General features: G+C 40.9%; 14 protein-coding genes. 11 read left to right on the top strand and 3 right to left on the bottom strand.

Features of this window, described 5'->3' with window-relative positions; all coding sequences use genetic code 11:
* Positions 1-12 precede the first annotated feature (12 nt).
* The 11 genes from QQL66_RS03850 (at position 13) to QQL66_RS03900 (ending at position 14,388) form a co-directional block, all read left to right on the top strand.
* Positions 13-1,671, top strand: coding sequence for an AMP-binding protein (locus QQL66_RS03850; RefSeq protein WP_284378953.1), 1,659 nt, complete (start codon positions 13-15; stop codon positions 1,669-1,671).
* Positions 1,672-1,863: 192 nt separating this feature from the next.
* Positions 1,864-3,081, top strand: coding sequence for an outer membrane beta-barrel protein (locus tag QQL66_RS03855; protein WP_284378955.1), 1,218 nt, complete (start codon positions 1,864-1,866; stop codon positions 3,079-3,081).
* Between the two features lie 37 nt (positions 3,082-3,118).
* Positions 3,119-3,733 (top strand): polysaccharide biosynthesis/export family protein, encoded by a 615-nt coding sequence (locus QQL66_RS03860; protein WP_284378958.1) that lies wholly within the window; start codon positions 3,119-3,121, stop codon positions 3,731-3,733.
* Between the two features lie 25 nt (positions 3,734-3,758).
* Entirely contained in the window at positions 3,759-5,969 is a 2,211-nt protein-coding gene (locus QQL66_RS03865) for a GumC family protein (protein WP_284378960.1), read from the top strand.
* A gap of 3 nt (positions 5,970-5,972) precedes the next feature.
* Positions 5,973-6,704 (top strand): tyrosine-protein phosphatase, encoded by a 732-nt coding sequence (locus QQL66_RS03870; RefSeq protein ID WP_284378962.1) that lies wholly within the window; start codon positions 5,973-5,975, stop codon positions 6,702-6,704.
* Positions 6,705-6,724: 20 nt separating this feature from the next.
* A complete protein-coding gene (locus QQL66_RS03875) occupies positions 6,725-7,468 on the top strand; it encodes a hypothetical protein (RefSeq protein WP_284378964.1) in 744 nt (247 codons plus the stop codon).
* A gap of 183 nt (positions 7,469-7,651) precedes the next feature.
* Complete coding sequence (locus tag QQL66_RS03880) at positions 7,652-9,130, top strand: undecaprenyl-phosphate glucose phosphotransferase (protein ID WP_284378966.1); 1,479 nt, start codon at positions 7,652-7,654, stop codon at positions 9,128-9,130.
* Between the two features lie 238 nt (positions 9,131-9,368).
* Positions 9,369-10,817, top strand: coding sequence for a mannose-1-phosphate guanylyltransferase/mannose-6-phosphate isomerase (locus tag QQL66_RS03885; protein ID WP_284378968.1), 1,449 nt, complete (start codon positions 9,369-9,371; stop codon positions 10,815-10,817).
* Positions 10,818-10,844: 27 nt separating this feature from the next.
* Positions 10,845-12,209, top strand: a complete 1,365-nt coding sequence (locus QQL66_RS03890) for a phosphohexomutase domain-containing protein (RefSeq protein ID WP_284378970.1) — start codon at positions 10,845-10,847, stop codon at positions 12,207-12,209.
* 40 nt (positions 12,210-12,249) lie between these two features.
* Positions 12,250-13,131, top strand: coding sequence for a UTP--glucose-1-phosphate uridylyltransferase GalU (galU, locus tag QQL66_RS03895; RefSeq protein WP_284378972.1), 882 nt, complete (start codon positions 12,250-12,252; stop codon positions 13,129-13,131).
* Positions 13,132-13,221: 90 nt separating this feature from the next.
* Positions 13,222-14,388, top strand: coding sequence for a nucleotide sugar dehydrogenase (locus tag QQL66_RS03900; protein WP_284379367.1), 1,167 nt, complete (start codon positions 13,222-13,224; stop codon positions 14,386-14,388).
* 62 nt (positions 14,389-14,450) lie between these two features.
* On the opposite strand, the gene QQL66_RS03905 is transcribed toward QQL66_RS03900, so the two are convergent.
* The 3 genes from QQL66_RS03905 to mfd form a co-directional block, all read right to left on the bottom strand.
* Complete coding sequence (locus QQL66_RS03905; RefSeq protein WP_284378975.1) at positions 14,451-16,853, bottom strand: M48 family metallopeptidase; 2,403 nt, start codon at positions 16,851-16,853, stop codon at positions 14,451-14,453.
* Positions 16,854-16,951: 98 nt separating this feature from the next.
* Positions 16,952-18,058 (bottom strand): CsiV family protein, encoded by a 1,107-nt coding sequence (locus QQL66_RS03910; protein WP_284378977.1) that lies wholly within the window; start codon positions 18,056-18,058, stop codon positions 16,952-16,954.
* A 3-nt stretch (positions 18,059-18,061) separates the two neighbouring features.
* Entirely contained in the window at positions 18,062-21,529 is a 3,468-nt protein-coding gene (gene mfd / locus QQL66_RS03915) for a transcription-repair coupling factor (RefSeq protein ID WP_284378979.1), read from the bottom strand.
* Positions 21,530-21,820 lie beyond the last annotated feature (291 nt).

Consider the following 21,820-nt stretch of genomic DNA (forward strand, 5'->3'; position numbering starts at 1 on the left):
GAAATAGCTACTATGGGTAAACGTTTTTTCTTTGAAGACTTCTCTTGCTTTGATAATCAGTTGGCACTTATTGATTGTGAGTCTGGAGAGCACTTAACTTATTCGGAATTGGAAGAACGAGTTCAAGAGGCCGTATGTTTACTTGGTAGTAAGCGTGAACTTGTTTTTATAGTAGCAAAAAATGATATCGTATCGACGGTATATTACCTGGCAGCACTTAGGTCTGATAAAGTCGTATATCTTCTTGAGAGTTTGGATGATGATAAGAGTTTATTTTTATGTGAGCTCTATAAGCCAAACCTTATCATCCAGGATGGTTCGGTTAAAAGGCTTTCTTCAGATGATATGAACTTTCATACTGATTTGGCGCTTTTGTTATCGACTTCTGGAAGTACTGGATCTCCTAAGTTTGTTAAATTAAGTAAGAAGAATATACAGAGTAATGCGGAGTCTATAGCTGAATATCTCAAGTTGTCTTCGATAGATAATGCTTTATCTTATTTGAAATTGCATTATTCGTACGGGCTTTCTATTTTACACTCACATCTAGAGGTAGGTGCAACAATATCTTATACCTGTTTTGGTGTGCTTGATTCACAGTTTTGGTCGTCTTTAAGGAAGTTTTCTGCCACGAGTTTTTCTGGAGTTCCATACACTTTTGAGATGATGTTCAAACAGGGCTTTGACCTTTCTACATACCCTTCACTTAGATACATTACTCAGGCTGGAGGAAAGCTTGATGCCTCGTTAGTAGAGGCATTTGCTAACTTGGCAGCGCCTTTAAATATTGAGTTCTACGTTATGTATGGTCAAACTGAGGCTGCTCCAAGGATATCGTATCTACCTCCTGATCTTGTGTCTCTTTACCCTCACTCTATCGGGAAGGCTATCCCAGGAGGAACTCTATTTCTTGTTGATGAAAACGGTATCGAAATTACAGGTTATGATGAGCCCGGTGAGCTAGCATATTGTGGCGATAATGTAATGATGGGGTATGCGGAGCAACCGGGTGACTTTATAGAAGATAAATCTCCTGATGTTTTGTTTACGGGTGATATTGCGTGTAAAACTGAAAATGACTTGTTTTATATTACTGGTCGAGCCAAGCGCTTTGTGAAGTTGTTTGGATTAAGGTTGAATCTTGATGAGATTCAAAGCTTTGTAAAAACTATTGAGCCTAATAGTGTAGTTACTGGTACGGATCAGTACCTTTTGATTGCTGTTGAGACTAACAAAAAAGCGTGTTGTAAAAATATAAGAGAACAGATTTCTACTGTGTATTCTATTCCTCAATCAAAAATTCACTGCAAGCAGGTTGACTCATTACCGCTTCTACCTAGCGGGAAATACAATTACAAGGTGCTTCTTGAGGAGCAGGATGAATCTAAAAAATCATTGTTTAAACGTTTTTTAGATTATTGTTTTACCGCTCTTGGGTTGAACGAAAATCAATGGGAAAGTATCGAATGTTTGTTCTGTGAAGCTTTGGGTGTTGATCGTATTGATTCTTCACTAAGTCTTTCAGAAATGGAGTGCGACTCTCTTTCTTTTGTTTTTCTTTCAGTTGAACTTGAAAGATGTCTAGAGGATCTACTTCCAGAAAGCTGGAAGGATGTTTCAGTTGCTGAGTTGAACCGCCTTTATAATGATAGAAGATTAAGCAGTAGCTGAGATATTGTGATACATAGCTAGGGGGGCAAAGAGATAGGTTGTTACTGTTTGTGTTATTTTTGGGAAGCTGTGTTCATGAAATAGTGTGAGCTAAGGCTTGTTTTTTGTTTTATTTTCGACTAGATAGTGATTTGTTACAATTGTTCCCATATAATCCCTGAAAAATGACTACTCTAATCAAGGGATTGATTTATGCCTACATTTAGCAATGTAAAATTTTCTCGTGCCCCTCTTTCATTGAGCTTACTTTTAGCTCTTGACGTTCAAGCCGCCGAACCAGCTACGTTTAATGCTGGTATTTTCACCGTGACTCCTCAGGCTACGCTAGAGAGCATGTATGATGATAATATTTTTTCTCAGGAGTCTAAGGAAAAGGCTTCGTTAGTCTCCATTCTAAATCCAAGTGTAGAAGCTGTCGCGGACGACGGTTTTCAAAAGTATACATTAGGCTATAGCTTTGATGCAGGTTGGTACGAGAACAGTACCGACGATAATTACTTAGATCATTCTCTATTTGCACAAGGTGACTGGTTCCTTAATCAGACTCACCAGTTAGCAGCAGAATTCTCACTCTTTTCAACTCATGAAGATCGAGGGACTGGCTTCAGTCAAGGTGGAGGCGCATTGACGTCTGATTCTCCTGATAAGTATGTAGAGACTACTCTATCTGGGGTGTATACCTTTGGCGGTATAAAAACTAAAGGCCGTTTAGAAACTGAGCTTGAGTATTATGATAAACGTTATACCAATCATCGTGATCTAACTGTTGGTAGGGATCGTGTTGATATCTCGTTGGGAGAAACTTTTTTCTGGGCTGTGAGTGGATCTACAGATGCTTTGTTTGAGCTTGTTTATGTAGATGTTGATTATGATAACGATCCTTCTTCTGGATCTGCTGAAGGTTCTTTAGATAGCAGGGTGATAAAAGCATACACAGGTGCTACTTGGGAGTTATCAGGTAAAACTGAAGGGACAGTGAAAATTGGTTATGCAGATAAAGCGTTCGATGATAGAGATCGTGATGACTTTAGTGGTTTGAGTTGGGAAGCTTCAGTTACTTGGCTTCCAAAGTCATATTCTGTAGTTACTTTTACTATGGGGCGCCGACAGGATGAGGCTTATGGTTCAGGAGATTACATTGACGGTAAAGATATAGGTGTTGCTTGGAAACATGATTGGAAAGAGCGTTTTAGTACTCAATTAGCCATTAATTATTCCAATGAAGATTATAAAGGTGATCCAAGTGATCAAGAAGATAATCTGTTTGATATGGAATTTAGTGCAAATTATGAAATGCGACGTTGGTTGACATTGGGTGCGTCTTACCTTCACGAGACCAGAAATTCTAATCAGTCTAGCAAAGACTATGACCGTAATGTTATTGCCTTAAATGCAGAAGTATCTTTGTGAGTAGTAATCTAACCTTTTTTTGTCGTTCGGAGTATTTATGAAACGATTACTATCTTTCTATCAGGATGCTGAAGCTGCTCAAGATATGAAATATGCTTTGTTTTGTGTTGTCTTGTTTGTATTGGTAGTGATGAGCCTTTTTATGTCGCCTGCTCATGCCGAAAGTCAGGAAGCCAGCAGCACAAGAGGTTTCTCGGAGTATACATTAGGTTCAGGCGACCTCATTAAAATCTTGGTTTATGGTGAAGAAGATTTAACTGTTGAGACTCGTATAAGAGATGCAGGAACCCTGTCCTTTCCGTTTCTTGGCGAATTTAAAGTGCTTGGTATGACTGTAAATCAGCTTCAGACGCGTATCTCAGATGGGTTACGAGGAGATTATTTGGTTGATCCTAGGGTTACTGTGTCAATTCTTGAGTATCGCCAATTCTTTATTAATGGAGAGGTAAAAAAACCAGGTGGATTCTCATTTCAGCCAGGGTTAACTGTACGCAAGGCTGTATCTTTGGCTGGCGGTTTTACGGAACGAGCAAACAAAAGAAATATTTTTATAATTTCTGAAAATGATGTGTTGAGAACTCCTCGCAGTGTTTCCTTAGGGGAGGCTCTGAAGCCTGGAGACATTATCACCGTTGAGCAGAGCTTTTTTTAGGGCTGATGGATAGGAATTAGATGTTATGTCAGAACTAAAAGATACTTCGGATAACATAGAGGCAAGGGTAATAGACCTTCGAGCATACTATAAGTTAATCACTAGGCATTTTTGGAAAATATTCAGTTTTTCTCTTGTGATTACCTTATTTTCGGCATTGTTGGTCATGTCGATTAGTCCTACTTATAAGGCTACCTCGATTGTACTGATTGAAAATAAAGAGTCTAAGGTACTTTCGATACAGGATGTATATGGATTAAATACTTCGAGTAAAGAGTATTTCCTCACACAATTTGAAATATTGAAATCCAGAGAACTCGCCGAGAGGGTAGTCGAACGATTGTCTTTAGATCATCACCCATTATTTGATCCTCGCCAACAAGATAAATCGTTCGACTGGAAAGCTTATCTACCTGTTGAAATTGAAGCTCAGGATTTGAAAGAGCCTGATGATGCTGAAGTATTTCAAGTCGTAGTGGAGGCGTTCAGAAAGTCACTAACTGTAGAGCCTGTTCGTAAAACTCAATTGGTTCATATTAGTTTTGAGTCTTCGGATTCTGATATGGCTGCTCTTGTAGCAAACACTATGGCTGATGTATTTATTGAGAGCCACCTAGAGGCAAGGCTTCTTGCTAATAAGAAAGCTGTTTTCTGGTTAACAGAGCGCTTGGATGGCCTTAAGCACAAATTACTTCAATCTGAAGATGCTCTTCAAAGGTATTTGGTTCAAGAAGGCCTGGTTGATGTTAGTGGTATTCAAGATTTGCGAACCGAAGAGGTTGAACAGGTTACCCGCCGATTCATTGAAGCTCGAAAAGCAATGTCTGAGGCAGAGTCTATTTATCTTCAGGTTCAGTCTTTGGGGGACACTCCAAGCTTTGAGCAGTTGATGGCTCAGCCTAATATTTTACGTCATCGTTTAATACACTCTCTAAAAGAGAAACATGCTGAAACAGCCATTAGATTGGCCGAGCTGAGTAAACGCTACGGTCCTAAACATCCGAAAATGATTGCAGCACAGTCGGAAGAAGCAGTTGCTTTGTCACAGCTCAGAAAACAAGTTATAGCGGTAACTAAGGGTATTGAAGTCGATTATATGACGGCGAAGAAAAACTCTGAAGAGTTGAGTCGGCAGTTAGCTGAGGCAAGAAAAGAGCTTCAAAGAGTTAATCAAAAAGAAGTTAAGATGCGAGAGTATCAGAGAGAGGTTGAGAGTAATCGACATCTATATGAACTTTTCTTAAACAGGGCTAAAGAAACTGGTGAAACTGAGGGCTTGCAGACTGCTCATGCAAGGGTTATTGATACAGCCGTTGCACCTCGTCTCCCAATAAAGCCTAAGAAAAAACTAATATTAATAGCTGCTCTGATATTAAGTTTCTTATCTGGAGTCGTTTTGGTTCTAGTTATGGATGCCCTCGATAAAGGCATTCGGACATCTGAAGATATCGAGCAAAAGTTAAAAGCTAACTTTATTGGAGCCCTACCTCTTATTAAAGGTAATAAGTCTAAAGTAGCTATTGACTCTTTCAGTTCTGGAAATCATCCAGGCTTTACCGAAGCGATGAAAACTATTCGTACAAGTGTAATGTTATCCGGTATTGACGATCCTCATAAGGTAATAGTGATTTCATCTACTCAGCCTAATGAAGGTAAGTCGACTGTGGCATTGAATTTGGCTGCGGCGATGGGGCAAATGGAAAAGGTTTTGATTATCGATGCAGATATGAGACGTCCAACAGTTGCAGCAAGTATAGGTTTAGAGCGAAGATCCCTCGGGTTGTCGAATTTGGTTGCTGGATCAGAAGAGGCCAGTGCATGTATTCATAGGATAGATTCTCTTGATATTGATGTTCTTCCTTCTGGTGTTATACCTCCAAACCCTCTTGAGTTGATATCTTCAAAACGATTTACGCAAGTGATAAACGAACTGTCAGCTCAATATGATCGAATTATTATCGATTCTGCACCGGGTAGTGCGGTTAGTGATGCTCTTGTATTAGCTTCTTATGCGGATGCACTTATCTACGTTGTCAAGGCTGACTCTACTGATGCATCACATGCTTTATCTGTTTTAAAACGTTTCCGTGAACATAATGCACCTATTCTTGGTGTTGTTTTGAATCAAGTCGATATGGATAAGCACTCTATTTATGATGACTACTACAGCTATAACTATGAAAAGGGTATGGAAGAAGATCGACTAATGGATGCAGATAGCAAGGATGTGGCTTGACCTATGATTGATCTTCATTGTCATCTGTTACCTGGAATTGATGATGGTCCATCTACTCTAAAGGAAGCTTTAGAACTTGCGTCTCAAATGGCGAAAGGTGGGGTGACGCACGCTGTTGTGACACCTCATATTCATTTTGGTCGTTGGAATAATACCCCTGAAATTATTCAGAAGGCTTTGGCTTCTTTGCAGTCTGGAATTAGAGACCAAAATATTCCGCTTACATTGAGTTATTCTGCTGAAGTTCGGATAGATGTAGATATATTGTCTGCTATTTCAAAAGGTAATATCCCGTTTCTCGGTGAGTTTAATGGCAAAAATGTGCTTTTGTTGGAGTTACCGCATGAAAACATCCCGTTGGGAACAGAGCAAATTATTCAATGGTTGTTAAAACAGAATATTATTCCCATGATTGCACACCCAGAACGAAATAAGGATGTGATACGTCGTTATGAAAAATTAGCTCCATTGGTAGAGCTAGGATGTTTATTTCAAGTTACAGCAGGTTCGTTAGTTGGTCAGTTTGGTCGAGCAGCACAGGAAATTGCTGAGAGAATGTTGTTAGCTGGATTAGTAACTATTCTGGCCAGCGATGCTCACGATACTAAGAGAAGGCCTCCAAACTTGTTTGAGGGGTATGATGCAGCAGCTGTGTTGGTAGGTGAAGAAGAGGCAATAACCTTGGTTAAAGAAACTCCTCTTAAAATTGCTGCTTCCAAGTTTACTGTTATTTAGTTCCTTATAGTTAAATTTAGATGATGGTTGATCGAATTGAGCTGGGCTTACGTGACTATGTAATTTTAGTTGTGTCGGTTCTATTTTTAGGGCTATTAATAGAGTCAGGCTTGTCTGCGTATTCATACATTTTGTCTCATCAGTCAGAACGTATAGAGAACAGGTGGATAAACAATAATGGCTTGGTTGATCAGGAGGCCATCTTAAGAGCAAATGATTTTGTAGATCGTTCTTTAACGCTTGAGTCTTATAATCCGGATCTTCTTCAGTTGTCAGGTCGAATCAAGATCTGGTCTTTGGGTGAAGCCTCTGCAATACATGAGTACCAAAAATATATTTATGATTTAGCAGCTTCTGATTATGAGAAGGCAATAAAGTTACGACCTTATTGGCCATATGCATACAGTGAATATGCGAGCTTAGTATCTGTTTGGCTATCTTTGCGAGAACTATCTCAAACAGAGCGCAACCACTTAGAGAGCAAAGTGATTGGGTTATGGGGAAAGGCTTTGCAGTATGGGAAGAATGAACCCGAAATAATCCGTAATCTATTGGCGATTGGCTTCGGAAACTGGTCAACTTCTAGTTGGCGATTAAAAAAGAAGACGGTCGATTTACTTAAGGCCAGTGTTAAGAAAAATCCTTTGATTGAACGAGTAGCATTAAAAGTCTTGACTAAATCTGCTTATAGTAAGGTCGTATGTGACTTTTATAAACTGACTGATGAAGTACCAAATTCTTTTACAAAGCTTTGCAAACTTTAAACTCTTAAATATAAAGCCGACTCTATGTAAGTTGGTGATCATTAGTTGTTACAGATAACCGCGAATAAAAACTCTAAAGGTTTCTAAATAACTTTGATTATGGATTCATTATGTGGCTGGTACACATAACGAGGAATGATAAGTCTACGGGTCAGGAATGATCTGTGAAAAGGAGATACTCATATGGCTGTGAGTAAAAGCACTAACACAATGGATTCTCAAACGAAGGCGGGCATGATTAAGCCTTATGCTTCTAAGTTTGTTTTTATATCTAGGGCCCTTGATTCATCAATAGTTATTATTGCTTTAGGACTAGTTGGTCTAATTAATTTTGGAGCATCAGGTAAAACCCCCATTGAATATTGGGTAGCTGGTTTGCTAGCTGCTCTGATTTATCAGGTTTCGGCGGAATTTACTGAAATCTTTCGTTCCTGGCGTTCAGAGAGTTTATGGGCTGAAGCTAAGCAAGTAATACTGTGTTGGACCACTTGTTTTGCTGTGGCGTTTTGTATCGGCCGTTTTTCAGTTTTAGAAACTTCTTTATTTTCTTGGCCACAATTCTTTCAGTGGTATGTATTTACACTTTCAATGTTGCTTCTTTGGCGCTTGATAACCCGCATCATTCTTCGTCAGTTGCGTATAAGAGGCTATAACACAAGGAGTGTCGCGATTGTTGGTACAGGCGGATTAGCTCAGCAAGTCGCAAGTCGTATTAAGCACTGTACTTGGGGAGGGTACCGAGTTACAGGTTTCTATGATGATCGTAATAAGAATTTACCTATTGATGAAGAATGTAGAAGAGCTTCAGGTTCTGACTCAATGATAAATGATCGGGTTGGAGGATTTGATTGTTTAGTTGAGCAAGCTGAGTCTGGCGAGTTAGATAGTATTTTTATTGCTTTACCAATGCGTGCAGAGAAGAGAATTCAAGAGTTATTAGAGCGTCTATCGAATTCTACTGCTTCTGTTTATGTTGTGCCTGATTTATTTGTTTTTGAGTTGCTCCATGCTCGAACCATTAATTTAAATGGTTTACCTGCTTTTGGATTGATTGGCGAGCCTATGAGTGGCTTGAACTCTTGGGTCAAGCGAGTTGAAGATATTATCGGAGCCTCGTTGATCCTTAGTTTAATTGCAATTCCCATGTTGTTAATCGCATTAGGGGTCAAGTTGACGTCACGAGGTCCTGTGATTTTTAAACAACACCGTTATGGCCTGGATGGCCGCCCAATTCAAGTATATAAATTTAGATCTATGACTGTTTGTGAAAACAGTGATGTCGTAACTCAAGCTAGTAAAAATGATGCTCGAATTACAGCGTTTGGAGGTTTTTTAAGAAAAACCTCTTTAGATGAGTTACCGCAGTTTATAAACGTTCTGCAAGGTCGAATGTCAATCGTAGGACCAAGGCCTCATGCTGTTGCACATAATGAGGAATATAGAGTTTTAATACCTGGTTACATGCGGCGACATAAAATTAAGCCGGGAATTACTGGATGGGCCCAAGTTAATGGTTGGCGAGGGGAGACTGACACACTAGAGAAAATGGAAAAACGTATCGAACATGATCTTCACTATATACATCATTGGACGATTTGGTGGGACGTTAAAATTATTATAAAAACGGTTTTTAAAGGCTTTACCGGTAAGAATGCTTACTAATTGACTCTAGTGTTAAGTATTTTTTTGATTTATGTCTATTGGCTGAATTTAGGGTTTCATTAAAAGACTCGTTTCTTTGGTTTTTGTTTGTCTGTGATTATTTCAATGAGATGTTACTAATTTTAAGTACTTTGAAAGACTGTGGGTTTATATGGATCACTTGCCCATAATTAAGACTTCTGAATCGAACGCAGACTAATATTCAGTACAATTTGGTACTAATGGAGAATAAGTAATAATGACAGCAATTGTTCCTATAGTAATGGCTGGAGGGTCTGGAACCAGACTTTGGCCTTTGTCTCGTGCTTTATATCCCAAGCAGTTCTTATCTTTAGATGGAAAACAAACCATGCTTCAGCAGACTTTGACCCGTCTATCTGGAATGGATGAGTACTCAATTCATTGCAAGGATTCAATCTTGATTTGTAATGAAGAGCATAGATTCATAGTTGCAGAGCAACTGAGAGCGGCATCTTTGAATTCTGAATCAATTATCCTGGAGCCAGTAGGGCGTAACACAGCTCCTGCTATTGCATTGGCGGCTCTACAGGCTCAAAGAAATGGAGAGGACCCTATTTTATTGATTCTAGCTGCGGATCACTTAATTCAAAATATTTCAGGGTTTCATGAGTCCATTGCAAATGCGCTTGTTCATGCTCTTGAAGATAAATTGGTAACTTTTGGCATTGAACCGAGTTCGCCTGAAACTGGTTATGGATATATTCAGCGCGGAGATAGCTTAAGTGATGCTCAAGGAAATAATGAGTCATTGGGTTATTCCGTGATGCGTTTTGTAGAAAAGCCTGACAGAGAAACGGCACAGGCTTATCTAGATAGCGGCGAGTATTACTGGAATAGCGGTATGTTTATGTTCCGGGCTAGTCGTTATTTAGAAGAGTTAAAACGTTTTAACCCTGAAATGCTTGAGTGTTGTGAAGAATCTTTGAGAACTGCAACTGAGGATTTAGATTTTCTAAGGCTTAACAAAGAAGCTTTTCTGCAGTGTCCTGATGATTCTATTGATTATGCTGTCATGGAGAAAACTAAACACGCAGTAGTTGTTCCTATGAATGCAGAATGGAATGATGTTGGTTCCTGGTCTTCTTTGTGGGATGTAAAAGCAAAAGATGATTGTGGAAATGTCCTGAATGGTGACGTCGTAGCTCATAAAACAGAGGATAGTTATATACATTCTGAAGGGCGGTTGGTAACGACATTGGGCGTACAGAATTTGGTGGTTGTTGAAACCAAAGACGCTGTACTCGTTGCTCAAAAAGATTCAGTGCAGGATGTGAAGGCAATCATTCAGGAATTGAAAGATCAGGGGCGTAATGAATGGTATCAAAGTCGAGAGGTTTATCGTCCGTGGGGAATTTATGACTCCGTGGATAGTGGTGAACGTTACCAGGTTAAACGAATTACAGTAAAACCAGGAGCGAAGCTTAGCGTACAAATGCATTATCATCGAGCAGAGCATTGGATTGTCGTCTCTGGAACAGCCAAAGTAACACTGGCTGATGACTCTTTCTTGGTTACAGAGAATGAATCAACTTATATTCCTGTTGGTTCTGTACATGCGCTTGAAAATCCTGGAAGCATTCCTCTGGAACTTATTGAAGTTCAATCAGGAAGCTATTTGGGAGAGGATGATATTGTTCGTTTTTCAGATAGATATGGCCGATCATAAATCAATAAGTACAGGATGTAACTGGAAATGTCAGAGTTAACATGTTTCAAAGCCTATGATATTAGAGGCCGTTTGGGCGAAGAGCTGAATGAGGATATAGCTTATCGTATTGGCCGTGCTTATGGTGAGTTTATAAAGCCACAAAGGATTGTTGTAGGGGGCGATGTTCGTTCAACCAGTGAGGCTTTAAAGTTTGCTATCGCTCAGGGTTTGATGGATTCGGGTGTTGATGTCATTGATATAGGTATGGTCGGCACCGAAGAAATCTATTTTGCTGCATTTAGCTTGGATGTTGATGGTGGAATTGAGGTTACCGCATCACACAATCCTATCGACTTTAATGGCATGAAGCTGGTTACAAAGGGGGCTAAACCGATATCGGGGGATACTGGTTTACTTGAAATCAAGAAATTGGCCGAAGGTAATCTGTTTTCTGAGGTGCCAGTAAAAGGCTCATTAGTGGAAAAGTCAATATTATCAGAGTATATCGAACATCTTTTGACGTATGTTGATTTAACCACCATTAGGCCGTTGAAGCTTGTCGTCAATGCCGGCAATGGAGCTGCAGGTCATGTAGTTGATGCTCTTGAAGCGGCGTTTATCGAAAAAGATATCCCTATTAAATTTATTAAAATTCATCATGAGCCTGATGCCTCTTTCCCTAATGGCATTCCTAATCCGCTATTACCTGAAAATCGGGGCGTTACTCAGCAAGCTGTTCTTGAGCATCAAGCAGATATGGGAATTGCTTGGGATGGTGATTTTGATCGTTGTTTTCTATTTGATGAGAAAGGTCAATTTATTGAAGGGTATTATATTGTTGGCTTGCTGGCAGAGGCCTTTTTACAAAAAAATAGAGGGGCGAAAATTATCTATGATCCCCGGCTCACCTGGAATACTGAAGAAATTGTCTCTTCCAATGGGGGGACCCCTATTATGTCGAAAACGGGTCATGCTTTTATCAAAGAGCGAATGCGAAAAGAGGACGCTCTTTATGGCGGTGAGATGAGTGCACACCACTACTTTCGAGACTTTGCTTACTGTGACAGTGGGATGATTCCATGGTTATTGGTTTCTGAATTAATATCGAACAAAAAAATATCGCTATCTGACATGGTTAAAGAGAGGATAGCTAAATTCCCATCCTCTGGAGAAATAAATTCAAAACTGGAAGCCCCTGAAATAGCGATTGAAAGAGTATTAGACTTCTACAAGCATGAAGCTGTAAATATCGATTATACAGATGGTATTGGTCTTTCATTTAATGATTGGCGATTTAATCTACGAACTTCAAATACTGAGCTGGTCGTTCGCTTGAATGTTGAAGCTCGTTCAGATCAGTTGTTAATGGAAGAAAAAACCAAAGAGATTCTTGAGATTTTGAGATCATAGAAACCACTCTTTTAAGGATAAAAGGATAAAAGGATTAAGAATGAAAGCAGTTATTCCTGTAGCAGGACTGGGGACGCGTATGTTGCCTGCAACTAAGGCGATTCCTAAAGAAATGTTGCCTGTAGTTGATAAGCCTCTGATTCAATATGTAGTGAATGAAGCAATTGCGGCTGGTGTAAATGAAATAGTGTTAGTAACTCACTCCAGCAAAAATTCGATTGAGAATCATTTTGATACTAGTTTCGAGCTTGAAACGCAGTTAGAGCGTCGTGTTAAACGTCAACTTCTTGAAGAGATACGAGCAATCTGTCCGCCTCATGTAACTATTATTTCAGTTAGGCAGAATGAAGCTAAGGGCTTGGGACATGCTATTTTGTGTGCTCAGTCAGTAGTTGGTGATGATGATGTGGTTGTAATTCTTCCTGATGTGTTAATTGATGACGCAGCGAGTGATCTCACGAAAGACAACTTAGCAGGTATGATCAAGCGTTTTAATGAAACTAGGTCAAGCCAGATAATGGTTGAAGAGGTTCCAGAAGAGCTAGTGAGTAAGTACGGTGTTGTTGATCTGGGGGGAGAGTCTCTTGAGCCTGGTGAGAGCAAACCTATGAGCAGTATAGTTGAGAAGCCAGAACTTGAAGATGCACCATCAAATCAAGCTGTGGTTGGTCGTTATGTGTTGTCAAAATTTATTTGGCCTTTGCTCCGTAAGACGCCTTTAGGGGCTGGTGACGAAATTCAATTAACTGATGCTATCGCTATGTTAATGGATATCGAAACAGTCGAATCTTACCGAATCATAGGAAAGAGCCATGATTGTGGTAGTAAATTGGGGTATATGATGGCTAATGTTGAGTATGGCTTGAGACACCCAGATTTAAATGGTGAATTTAAAGCGTTTTTAAACAAGGCAGTTAAGTAAATTGTCATTGATTTTGGAATCTTTGTAATTCAAGTCGAGGTTTTTACCTCGGCTTGTTTTTTCTTATCTGGATTTAGGGAGTAGTAGATGATGAAGATTGCTGTGGCAGGGATTGGCTATGTTGGTTTGTCAAATGCTGTACTTCTGGCTCAACATAATGAAGTTGTTGCTGTTGACTTAGTACAACAGCGAGTAGATATGATTAATGACAAAATATCTCCAATATCAGATGTTGAGATTGAACATTTTTTAGCTAATCACGATTTAGATCTGCTGGCTACAACGGACTCTAAGGCTGCCTACAAAGACGCCGATTTTGTGATTATTGCCACGCCTACGGATTATGATCCTGTAACTAACTATTTCAACACCTCTTCAGTTGAAGCGGTTATTCAGCAGGTACTGGATGTAAATCCCGATACTACGATGGTAATAAAATCTACGGTACCTGTTGGTTATACAAGAAATATCAGGGAAAAGTTTAATAGTGATAACATTATTTTTTCACCTGAGTTCCTAAGGGAAGGAAAAGCGCTCTACGATAATTTGTATCCGTCAAGAATTTTGGTTGGAGAGCAGTCTGCACGAGCAAAGGTTTTTGCCGATCTTCTTGTACAGGGTGCATTGAAAGAAAATATAGATACTTTATTTTTGGAGTCGACGGAAGCAGAAGCTGTTAAGCTCTTTGCAAATACGTATCTGGCAATGCGTGTATCATATTTCAATGAACTGGATACTTATGCTCAAGTTCATGGTTTAGATTCTCGTCAAATTATTGAGGGAGTTTGTTTAGATCCTAGAATAGGAAATCATTATAATAACCCTTCGTTTGGTTATGGTGGTTATTGTCTTCCAAAAGATACAAAGCAACTACGGGCAAATTATCAAGATGTTCCAAGTGATATTATTGGAGCTATTGTAGATTCAAATTCTACCCGAAAAGATTTCATTGCTGACACAATCATTTCGATGAATCCTTCAGTTGTTGGGATTTATCGTTTAGTTATGAAAACAGGGTCGGATAATTTTAGAGCTTCAGCTGTCCAGGGTGTGATGAAACGAATAAAGGCAAAAGGGATTACTGTTGTCGTCTTTGAACCAGCATTGGATGAGCCAGAGTTCTTTCACTCAGATGTTATAACAGATCTTGAGCAATTCAAAAAGATGGCTGATGTGATCATATCAAATCGTCAGGTTGACGAGTTATCTGATGTATCTCACAAGGTATTTACTCGCGATCTATTTAACAAAGACTAAAGCTTCATATTCTTCAAATAAAGCGAATCTCCAGGGATTCGCTTTTAATATCACTTCAACTTTTATAGCGTATGCTCTGTTATTTCATGGACGGCATTGTCTGACTTGGTTGCTCGTTTTTCCGCTTGTAGGCAATTGTAGGCCATAGATGCCGAGATTCGACTTGTTAGATAGAAAAGAAGTCGTCCTGTATTTTTGGCAAGGTAGTGTAGGTGGCTTGCTGAGTAATCTGCTTTTGGGTCGAAGTCTTCTACCCATTCTTTATACCACCACAGCAGGGATTGTGTTTGGTGATTGTTGATGACGATTTCGATTCTGGGGGCAAGAGACACAATGTTTTCCAAGGGTTCTTTAATAAAGGTTTTGTATCTTTGTATGAAGGGGGCTAAATCGTCCTCGTAAATGTCATCTTCCTCAAGCATTTGTTCGAGAATCCACGTGTAGCGTCTTAAATCCAGCCAATAGTCTTCTGTTCGTTCCAGAAATTTGAAGAATTTAACTTGGCTTTTTAGGTGCGATTTCTCTTCAGTAGTCATTATCGGGATGATGTTGGCAATTCGCTGTGCCAAGCATACATCCACTTGTTTTAGTTTTTGTTTTGCGTTGTACCATTGTTGAGATGCGTTTGATATTACATGGTCGCAATCGGCTATTGTTTTAAATGTCTTTTGTTCATCGTAAGGAAGAGGAAGGTCAGCTTCGAGGTAGATCTTTGCTAAAATTGCTGTGGTGGTTGTACTTCTGCCGTCCCAATAGTCTGTATCAGCTTGTTCCCACAGTTCTTGGTGTTTTTTGAGCGCTTCAATTGTTGAACTTATATTGGTTGGAGCCGGAAATTTATCTGGTAAGTAAAGGCATCGATAGGATGCTAATCCAAACTGAAACTCTTCTAGCGCACTCAACTCTTCATCTTCAAGTTGTTGTTCGCCAACGGCCTGTTCGTAGTCTATGTAAGTTGTATTTTGGTCGTTAAAGCCGCGAAGGCGGTACTCATTTGACGTGGTTGCGTGGCATAACTGTTCAAAGTTACCAAACAGCTCTTTAGCAGGTCCTTCGTCTGTCCATATAGGAGCGAATTCGTGGCTTTTGGCATGTTCAATTCGGTCGTTATCAGCGGGATGTGAATCCCACCAATTAGTTGTGAGTTCGGACATGCGTTTTTGAATGTCGGATAGCGCGTCATTGGAGAGTTTTTTTGTTTCCTCTGCAATAGTTTCAGGAAGGTTGTTAATTAGTTTGTTTGAATTCCAGGTGTTTTGATTGATCTCATGGGCAAGAAAGTGACCGTAATCTGTTTTCCATAAAGCAAGCGCTGTTTGTTCAAAGTATGCGCTGCCTGAAATAAAGCACTCGTATTTATCCGCATCATATTCCATGTGTCTGGACATTGATCGGCAGATGAATAGATTCAGTTTGTAGAACTGCTTTAGTAGCAGGCGGGACGCCTTAATAAACAGAAGGGTAAACCAGCATAGGAAGGAAAATGCGTTTTCCATTTCTTCCCATTCTTTTAGTCGTTCTTCCAATGGATCTTCTTGCCAAATTCTGGTGGCTAACCAAATAGAGACCGAATTGATTATGTAATTGGTCATCATTGCTGATGTTTGGGTGAAGTGGCCAAATTCATGGCTTAGTATTCCAACAATCTGCCTGCTATTCATACTGGCAATCAACGGTGTTCCAATCGTTAGAGTCAGCTCTCGTTTGAATAGGGACTTTATACCTGCCTTAGGTGCAACGTAGGCATTGATATCGTTAGAAAGATATATTTCTGATGGATATGGCTGTTGGAAGCGGTCGCATAATGTTTCAACCAAATGAAAAAAAAGAGGGCTCTTCTTTTTATCTAAAAGTAGCCGGCCTCTTTGTCGCTTGTTTTTAAAGAGCATTGGTCGAATCAGAAAGAGTGTAAAGACACTTCCTAGAAAGACCGGTGTAATGTATGACCATATTTGGAAAATTATTGGAAGGCTCTTGAACCACCCGAAAGAGGTCAGGTTAATGGCGAGCCAATAGGTCGAGTAGGTACTTAGTCCAATTAAACTTAGATACAGTAATGGTGCAATTAATGAAAATAATAGCGTCGTAAATAAGCCAATTTTATAGCCCAATGAAAGCCTGAACTTTATAGGTGCACCTTGTAAAGTATTGGTTATATGTTGTTGTTTTTCTGTGAGTTGGGAGTTATGAATAAATAGCTTATGGGCTGCTGAGTGCTCTTCAATTATTTCTAATATTAGGCCGCATTTTAGAAACTCGGATTTAAAGTGTTTTGCTTTATCTAATGTTAACCCTTGCTTGATAATTTTAGGGCTTATAGTGAGTGTTCTGGCGGTGGTAGGGGATAGTTTAAATTTAACTGATAGAGCCTGTATCACCTCATTTTCTGAACTGGAGTCAGCAAGTTGAGCTGAGGAGGCGATTAAGTAGGTGCTGGTTTGTTTACTGCTGTCTTTCGGGGTCATGACTAATCTCTTTTTCGATATCCATTTCGAAGAGTTTTTAGGTTTTGTGTGCGCGTGTAATGCAGGAGAAGAAAAGCCGCTTAATCGCGGCTTAGATATTAGGAATCTTTATTCTCTTCGAGTTGCTCTATAGGTGTAAGTTTAATGATCATGCCAAACTTGGGGTGGTCCAGATAATAAAGATCTTTCGAGTGTTTCATTATTCGGTCTTCTTTAATGTGGTAGACCTCATTGGTGATATAGCTAGAGCTATGCTGGTCTTCCTGATCCAGAATGTCCTCGTCGATATTTAGGCTAAATAATTTGAAATGATGCGGTTGAATACCTTGGTTTTCGAACGAGGTATCTTCATTTTGATCATCCATCGTTTCAGCTTGCTCAGTCTTAGGTAACAGTCCTGATGAAAGATCCAAGTTTAAAGGTTGATCGGTTTTTAAACTGTAGGTGTTCAGGAAAAGGTCTGCATAGGCATGAAGATATCTTTGTTTGCTTACCTTTAGGAACGCTTCAAATTCAGGCTGATCATCAAACCAGTTGCCGGCCACTAAATGCAGTGTAGGGGAGTCTTCTTTAGTTACTGTCGGTTGTTTCCAGGCAGTAGCAAGCAGTATCTGGTAGTTCTGGCTTTTTTCTAAGCGTGTTTGCGCGTCAGTCAGTAGTTCCAGAGGTTCTTGTTGGTAAGCGATATGAAGTTCGTTTTTTTGCGCTTCATTTCGTGCTGCACTTTCCGGGATGTGGGCCTGCGCGTTATCTTCATTACTTCGGTCTGTCGGGTCTTCTGGCTTAGATATCTGATTAAAAGCGGATGACGAGGAATACACAAAATTGTGATGTTGAGCGCGAGTATAGTGTTGTTCCGGGTAGTCATAACCTTTTAGTGTAATTAACGGGGCAGGCGGGGTGAAGTCTGTGGTGTCCGGGAATTCTTCAGTAACACTATTAACTGTTTGTTTGAAGACAATGATTTCGACCTTGAACCAAGGGGCTGCGTTATCCTCTGCTTGTTCGGTGGCGTCGTTTTGTGTGTCGAGTTCAGACGGAATACTGGAGGCCGCTTGAGGGTTGGTGCGTTGGCGTTGCAGATCGCGAGTTAAGTCCTCTGCATTGATGTCGTTTTCAGCGGGACTCGACGTTTCTGCCGCGACCTGAAGGCTGAGAGACAAGCAGGCTGCCACGCATAACGAAGTGAGTGAGTTCAGTTTCAAAAGTTATTCCTTTGGTGCTAATTCGTTTAAAAGGGCATCCACTGCCTGGAAACGGCGTTCAGTTTTGTCCATATCTAACGTAAATTGCAACTGATTGCCACCTTGTAAACGATACTTCTGTGGTTGAGATTGCATCATAGTGACAATTTTGAAGGTGTCTACACTTGTGTCTGATGCGAAGTTCATTTTTCCAGATTTGGGGCCTGCTTCAATTTTTGTAATACCTAATGACTCGGCCTTGAATCGTAATTCGGTCAGACGGAATAGATTTTTGGTGGCGTCAGGTAATAGACCAAAACGATCAACCAGTTCTACCTTCAGGTCATGCAACGATTCTTTGTCGCTGGCATTAGAAATGCGCTTATAGATGATCAGGCGTTCATGTATATCTGGTAGGTATTCATTAGGAATTAATGCCGGAACCTTTAAGTTTACTTCTGTGGATTGCTGAAGTGGTTTGTCTAAGTTAGGTTCTTTACCTTCTTTGATGGATTTGACCGCGTCTTCCAGTAGCTCCATATAAAGGGTGAAACCAACCCCTTCGATCTGACCGCTTTGATCTTCACCAAGCAGTTCACCAGCACCACGAATTTCAAGGTCATGGGTTGCTAATGTGAAGCCGGCACCTAAGGTGTCAGCAGCGCTGATGGCTTCAAGACGTTTCACGGCATCTTTCGTAATGCTTCTTGGCGGTGGTGTCATCAAATAGGCGTAAGCCTGGTGGTGAGAGCGCCCGACACGACCACGTAGTTGGTGGAGTTGAGCCAGTCCGAATTTGTCTGCACGCTCGATAATGATGGTGTTGGCATTGGGAACGTCAATACCGGTTTCGATAATGGTCGTACAAACAAGAATGTTGAATCGTCTGTGATAGAAGTCAGACATGATGCGTTCAAGTTCGGATTCTCGCATTTGCCCATGAGCGAATTCTACTCGGGCTTCTGGCATCAGGTCTCGAATGTCTTGAGTGACTTTCTCAATGGTCTTTACTTCGTTATGGAGTACATAAGCCTGACCGCCACGGAGTAGTTCACGGAGTAGGGCTTCTCTCATGGTGACATCGTCTTTCTGTCGAACGAAGGTTTTGACCGAGAGACGTTTTGCTGGTGGTGTGGCGATAATCGATAAATCGCGAATGCCAGACATAGACATGTTCAGCGTTCTTGGGATAGGCGTTGCAGTAAGCGTCAGAATATCAATATCTGAACGTAGTGATTTAAGCTTTTCCTTTTGTTGAACGCCAAATCGGTGTTCTTCATCAATGATGAGTAGCCCTAAATCTTTAAACTTCACGTCACCCTGAATGATCTTGTGGGTGCCCACAAGAATGTCGATTTTACCTTCCTCTAATTGTTGGAGGGCGGTGTTTTGTTCTTTTGTGGTTTTGAAGCGAGATAGTACATCAACTTTTACCGGCCATTCCGCAAAGCGATCCCGGAAGCTTTCATAATGCTGTTGCGCCAACAGTGTCGTAGGAACCAATACGGCCACTTGTTTTCCTGATTGAACAGCAACGAATGCAGCTCGCATGGCCACTTCAGTTTTACCAAACCCTACGTCACCACACACCAGTCGGTCCATCGGGTTTGGCTTGTGCATGTCCTGAATAACGGCGTTGATAGCTTGTGCCTGATCCGGGGTTTCTTCAAATGGGAAGCCTGCTGAAAACTGGCGATAGCTTTCGTCGGGCAATTCAAACATAAAGCCTTTCTTAGCGGCGCGGCGGGCATAAATGTCGAGCAGTTGAACGGCAGTGTCTCTGGCCTTTTCGGCGGCTTTACGTTTGGCTTGGCTCCAGCGTTCGGAGCCTAATTTGTTGATTGGCGCGTGTTCGTCATCGGCACCTGTATAACGTGCAATCATATGCAGATTGTTTACAGGTACGTACAGTTTGGCGTTGTCGGCGTATTCCAATATCAGGAATTCATTGGCTTGGCCGTCCAGTTCAATGGTTTCCAGACCTCGGTAGCGACCGACACCGTGATCCAAGTGGACGACTGGTGCGTCCATTTTAAGCTCGGTAAGGTTCTTGATGACCTGATCGCTGTGATCTTCTGTCTTGGTGGTACGACGGCGTTGACTGACTGTGAAACCAAATAGCTCCTGTTCGGTGATGATGGCCAACTGTTGGGTGTCAAAAAGCACGCCTTTTGCCAAAGGTGCAACAAGCAGTTGTACAGTTTTCTTTTCAGTAAAAGAGAGGTCTTTCCAGTGGTCGATATTCTGAGTGGAAACGCCCGCTGCTTTCAGAGATTCTGCGAGTGTTTCTCTTCGACCGGGGGAATCAGGAATTAATACCACGGTGCCATCATAATCCTTGGAGAATTGAATGATGCGGCTGTAGGGTTCTGTCAGTCGATGATCAACACTTAGATCTGGTGCCGTTGAAACAGGTAGGTTTATTCGCCCTTGCTGTTCCTCGATCGGGTTTTCGGATAGAGAAATTCGTTGGAAGCTCTTGATTTGAGCAAGCAAGTCGCCTGGTCTTAGGTACAGTTCTGCAGGAGGCAAAATCGGACGCTCAATATCGTAACGCAAACTTTCGAAACGTTGATCAATGTCGTTCCAGAATTTTTCAATATGCTCGTTCAGTTGGCTGAAACTGAAGATGCAGGTGTTTTTTGGCAGATAATCTACCAAAGAACTCATTTCTGCATTGTCGGATGCCTGAAAAAACAGAGGTTGGTAATATTCAATGCCTGACGGAATGAGGTTGTTTTGTAAGTCTTTCAGTAAGGGTGCTTTATGCGATTGTTCAAATGTTTCTCGGAATAATTTACGAAAGGCTGAAAGGCTCTCTTCATTGCAAGGGAATTCCCGTGCGGGCAGTAGATTGACTTGGTCAAACTTATCAATCGATCTCTGGCTTTCAGGATCAAAGCTTCGAACGCTTTCGATTTCATCGTCAAACAGCTCGATTCGGTAGGGGAGATCATGCCCCATTGGAAAGAGATCGATGATCGAACCGCGAATGGAAAATTCACCATGCTCATATACGGTATCGACGTGTTGATAGCCTGCGTGAGCTAGTCGTTCTTTAAGGCGGTCGAGTTTTAATAAGCTGCCGACATTGATAGAAAAGACAAACTTTCCAATGAAAGAGTTTGGCGGAACCTTCTGCATTAGCGTTTGAGCAGAAATAACAAGCACGCCCTGAGTTGTCTGCCCTAGATTGTTGAGTGTCTTTAAGCGCTCGGAAATGATGTCTTGATGCGGTGAAAACGTATCGTAGGGCAAGGTCTCCCAGTCAGGGAAGTTCAAGACCGGAAGATTTCCCTGAGAAAAGAATTCTAACTCTTGGCTTAGGATATTGGCTTGGCTGTTGTTGTCTGTAATCACCAATCCAAAGCCGTTAACCTTCTGCAGTGTTTGAGCAATTAGCAAAGCAGCGGATGACCCAACTACGTTGCCATACCGTTTGTGGTCCGAGGATTGAGGTTCTTTTATCAAGTCTGCAGAGTTAAACAGCATAGAGTTTTTAAGCCTTGTATGGATTCAGCATGTATATGATGAAAGCTGAATTGTCCTTTGTGTTAGATGTTACTTTTCCGATCAATGGATGCACTATTGACTGACTTTATGTCATTGGAAGCTGCATTCTACCTAATTGAGGGGCTGGTTCCAGTGTTTGGTCGTTCATAAAATTCCGTAATTATTTGCTCTGACGCAAGTTAATTGAAAGAGGTGGGGCAATTCAGGCCAACAAAGTTGCGTTTTGATACCTAAAAAAAGATAATAGGCGCGATTTTTTACCGGTCGATC

Source organism: Litoribrevibacter albus, assembly GCF_030159995.1.
In the GTDB taxonomy this organism is placed as follows: domain Bacteria; phylum Pseudomonadota; class Gammaproteobacteria; order Pseudomonadales; family Litoribrevibacteraceae; genus Litoribrevibacter; species Litoribrevibacter albus.